This is a genomic window from uncultured Brachyspira sp., assembly GCF_944390595.1.
GTDB lineage: Bacteria > Spirochaetota > Brachyspiria > Brachyspirales > Brachyspiraceae > Brachyspira.
Genome location: NZ_CALXRN010000204.1, coordinates 1 through 3092 on the forward strand (window position 1 = coordinate 1; position 3092 = coordinate 3092).

At 25.7% G+C, this 3092-nt stretch carries 3 protein-coding genes; all 3 read right to left on the reverse strand.

What is annotated here, in order from left to right:
* Nucleotides 1-645, reverse strand: a 645-nt coding sequence (locus Q0J90_RS12380; RefSeq protein WP_297278205.1) for a hypothetical protein, incomplete at its 3' end; no start/stop codon positions are given.
* Nucleotides 646-912: 267 nt separating this feature from the next.
* The gene (locus Q0J90_RS12385) at nt 913-1332 is read right to left on the reverse strand and encodes a hypothetical protein (protein ID WP_297278206.1); all 420 of its coding nucleotides are present in this window, start codon (nt 1330-1332) and stop codon (nt 913-915) included.
* Nucleotides 1333-1775: 443 nt separating this feature from the next.
* On the reverse strand, nt 1776-2369 hold the full coding sequence (locus Q0J90_RS12390) for a hypothetical protein (RefSeq protein WP_297278207.1): 594 nt from the start codon (nt 2367-2369) through the stop codon (nt 1776-1778).
* Nucleotides 2370-3092 lie beyond the last annotated feature (723 nt).

Genomic DNA, 3092 nt, shown 5'->3' on the forward strand with positions numbered 1-3092 from the left:
TTCAGATAAATGACTCCTTACCCAAAAATTATACCGATTCAACTTCGAAAACATAACATTCGTATTTATAGACCTAATAGATTCGATTGATTTATAGCTAAATAAATACAATTTTTCTATTTTTTTATGTGATGCTAAATCATAGCATAAACCAACAATAGAATCACACATCAGTTTAAAACAAGTAATATATCTATCACTCATGCTACGCACGGTTATAAAATTAACACTTTCTTCATTAGGATGTTTGTTTCCAGATTTAATCTTTAGCTCACATATTATCTTATCTTCAATCAATGAACCAATTTTACCTTTAATTTCATCCCTATATAAACAACACGATATATCATTTTTATATTCATTTTTCTGAACTAAAAGCTTATTCGATAATACATTCGCACGTACCACATTATCTATCGTTGGCTTAACATATTCAAAACAAGAACTAATCATCTCAAATATTGCTGACTTATCTATCTCATATGCCTTAACCGACGCATTTATATTTGAATAAAATATAGAAGGCGTTTTACGAAACATTGGTTTGCACTTTTCGTAAATCGGAATAAATAAAGATTTATTTAACCATAATTCTTTGTTCTTTATAAAACTAACACAGTCAAAATAAACCTCTTTATCATCCATTTTTATTATGTCCTTTATATACATGACATTGTAAATGCTAATTTTATTAGTAATATAGTATTCTAATTGTAAATTACAATAAGTAAAAAACACAAACTTACCGCATAACAATTCACGCAACACATCAATACTAACATTATCTAATTCACACAATTTATGCATATTATTTGGATTTATATTTAAACATGAATTAAACAATGTCCTAAAACCATTAATCCTATTATAATAACAATTAATATCAACCATAAACATTATAAAATAAAATTATTATAATTCATCTATTTTCTTGTTATTTTCATAAAAATCATGCATTATCTTTTCCTTACACCTCTCAGAAAAACACGTTTCAATCAATTTCTCCCTTGAACATATTCTAACTCCAAGAGTTTTATATACTTCAGTATCTATGTGAATATATTTAGTCTTCATTTGATTTATACCATCAAATTCATTAACATGAATAATACCCATATTTTCGTCAATATAAAACAATTCCTTATAATTAAGAATACCACAAAAATTTGAAACAGCAACATAATAGTCAAATGGATTATACTGAAAAATCATACCATTACGAATTTTAGATAATAAGATATCACTACCATCCAAACTTTCATATTTGCCTAAAAACTTACTTCCCTTTAGTAAAGATAAATTCTTATCATAACATTGCAAACGGTACTTCATGTACTGAATATTCATTTGCTTTAAACGATACTTGTATTCATTCGAATCTATTAAACATAACTCGCAGTCCATATGAGAACCGTAATACTCCTTATTCATAATACTTAACACAGAGCCTAAACCACCAATATCTTTATAAGAAGAATTGACACTGATGTTTCTCGTAAAACATAACGTCCTACCAATAACACCTATATTAGAATAAGCAAGTAACTTAAAACAATTACCATATAAACTAACTACACCACCTCTACGAACATTGCAAATTATAAACTTGTCACTAAACCTCTCATTAAATCTTTCAATAGACAATTCAGACGAAAAATTATAATGAATACGATTGAACTTAGAAATATCTATCAGTAAAGGACGATATATGTCAGACTTTTTCAAACTCACCATACAAAATATTATCTCATTTTTATTATTAAACAACTACTATATTAAAACGAAAGCCTAAAAAAATTATCGAAAAATAAATTCAAATCCTTATACTCCTTAGAAATATTACAATATTTTTCATCCGAAAAAAATTCATTTATTAAACCACTTTTGCTATAAACCTCATAGGTCGCTTTTTCATTAAAATTCATAATGAAATTGTGAGTAATAAACTCAGATACCAAACCTTCTATGCCGAAAGTAAGGTTTCTCTTAAATAATCTCGAACAATGTATAATATTCTTTTCTTTATGAACTATAATGTAAAACTCTAAATTGTGCTTTATAATCATGCCAACACGTAACTCATTAAATGGCAAAAAAATATTCCTATTAACACCAATAACATCAGTTATCTTTTCATGACACAATATCTGAGAAGCCGTATCTTTAAAACATTTTACACGGAATGTATATAACACGTAATTCAACAACTTATAATAATACTTGGCATCATTCATGCCAATAACATAAACATCTATATCATCATCCAATCTTCCAAACATAAGCTGCTCACGCTCATAAAACATAGGAGATATAAATGTTTGATTATTCCACAAACAAGTTAAACCATTATAACAAAGAGAACGACACAAAAACTTGCCATCAAACTTGTTTAAATAAGATACCTTCATCGTGTTGTTTAACATAGTAATATTATCACCATATACATGATTGAAACAAAATAACATGTCACCATAACGCTCTTTAAACAACTCAATGTTATCACCATTTAACGTAAAACATTGAAAATATTTTTTAGGTATCTTCACTATATCAAATATACCCATAAAGTCTAACTTGCTTATGTCTATCTTTGGATTAAACATTCTAATTCCTTTTTTTATTAGCTTTCATTTATTGACACAAATTTAATACATTATATAAAAATAAACACAAACTTATTAGTTAAAAAAATATAACTAAACTGATATCATAACAGAAGACTAATATAATATAATATACTCCTTTTTTATTATGAATTAATATTGGTGAAAAGAAATAGATGATTTGAAATCAATCTGAATATTAAGAAAATAAGGTTAAGAGTTCAGTTTTTTAGTTACATTTTTTTTAGAAAAAAATTAATGAAACGTCTTTTGAAATTATGAAAATTTTTTTTTAGAATTTTTTTTTAAACCCAATTTTTAATAATAGAATTGAAAATTATTTTTTTAATTTTTTTAAGTACATTATTAGAAATGATAATATTTTTTCATTAATAATGACTTTTATATTTTTATGAAATTTTTTCCAGGAATTTTTTGGGAAACCGTGGGCTGCTAAAAGTGTTAAAAAATACTAAGGGAGGGGGTCGG

Coding starts and splice junctions, on each gene's coding strand:
- Q0J90_RS12385 (WP_297278206.1), bottom strand. CDS start 1,332: ATGAAGTACCGTTTGCAATGTTATGATAAGAATTTATCTTTACTAAAG.